The following is a 1,112-nucleotide window of genomic DNA, read 5'->3' as shown; positions in this document are numbered from 1 at the left end:
GAACAGGCGCCGCAGGTGCCCTGATGACAGCCGCCCTTCGGCGAGGTGTCGCCGATCTTGTCGCGCAGCGCCTGAAGCAGCGTCGTGCCGCTGTCGATGAATTCGGCCTTTTCCGAGCCGTTGAGCGTGAATTGAACCGGAACCTTTGCCATGTTTTCCTCCCAGCGCGCCTGCCCGAACCAGCGGACAGACGCGCGCCCCCGAACAAATATTATGCGAGCAGCAACCGCCCGAGATGAACCGGCAGGACTTCGGCGCGATACCAGGCGCTGGCGATCGGGTCGGTGATGGGCGAGGTGCCATCACCGGCCGCGGCCAAGGCCGGCGCGATGCCGTCAGCGGTTAGCGTTCGGCCGATCAGCGCTTTTTCCGCCGCCCTGGCGCGCATGGGCCGATCCGCCATGCAGCCGAGTGCGATCCGCGCCGAGGTCACCGAGCCATCCGACGACAGTTCCAGAGCACCGGCTATGCTGAGCACGGAGACGCCCTTGGGCTTGACCCTCGACACTTTCAGGAAGCGGAAACTGTCGGCCTTCGGAAGCGTGAAGCTCACGGAAGTGACGACGACGCGGCTGCCGCCCCGATTGGCCAGAAAAGTCTCGATCGGCGTTTCACCGTCATCGGTGCTGACCGTCGCATCGAGCGCCAGCAGGGCAACAGCGAAATCGCCATACGGGCTCGGGGCAAAAAGATTGCCGCCGACGGTCGCCATGTTGCGGATGGCCGGGCCTCCGACGGCACGGGCGGCCTTGGCGAGCGTGCCGAGCCCCGGATGGCCGGCGATCGCCGCCATGGTCACCGAAGCGCCGATGCAGACTTTATCGCCGGCAACGGCGATGGTGGACAGGGACGGCTCGGTCGACCTGATAAGGCCGGAAACCGAAACGTCGCCTTCATTGGCCGCGCGGACGACCAGCGTGCCGCCACCGAGATAGCGGGTGCCGGCCGCCTTCAGTGCCGCGTTCGCGTCTTTCACCGTTGCAAAAGTCTGCAGTGCCAGCGCCATGGTCTGGCTCCTGTCAGCTCTGGCCGGCGAAATGGCTTTTCAGGGCGTCGAAGCCGCCCTGAAAGACATTGGCGCCCATGCCCTCGGCCAGCTTGTCTGCCTCCTC

General features: G+C 65.8%; 2 protein-coding genes and 1 pseudogene. All 3 read right to left on the bottom strand.

The window, feature by feature from the left end; translation table 11 throughout:
- Positions 1-152 (bottom strand): 2Fe-2S iron-sulfur cluster-binding protein (locus tag EN884_RS36690; protein ID WP_128361162.1); only part of this gene is annotated, 152 nt, incomplete at its 3' end.
- Positions 153-211: 59 nt separating this feature from the next.
- A complete protein-coding gene (locus EN884_RS36685; protein WP_063168522.1) occupies positions 212-1,006 on the bottom strand; it encodes an FAD binding domain-containing protein in 795 nt (264 codons plus the stop codon).
- A gap of 13 nt (positions 1,007-1,019) precedes the next feature.
- Positions 1,020-1,112: pseudogene (locus EN884_RS40370) on the bottom strand (SRPBCC family protein); the annotation flags it as partial.

This window comes from Mesorhizobium sp. M7A.F.Ca.AU.001.01.1.1 (assembly GCF_004022735.1).
Lineage (GTDB): Bacteria > Pseudomonadota > Alphaproteobacteria > Rhizobiales > Rhizobiaceae > Mesorhizobium > Mesorhizobium ciceri.
Note: the sequence above shows the minus strand (reverse complement) of the source record. Positions and strands in the feature narration are given on the sequence as shown.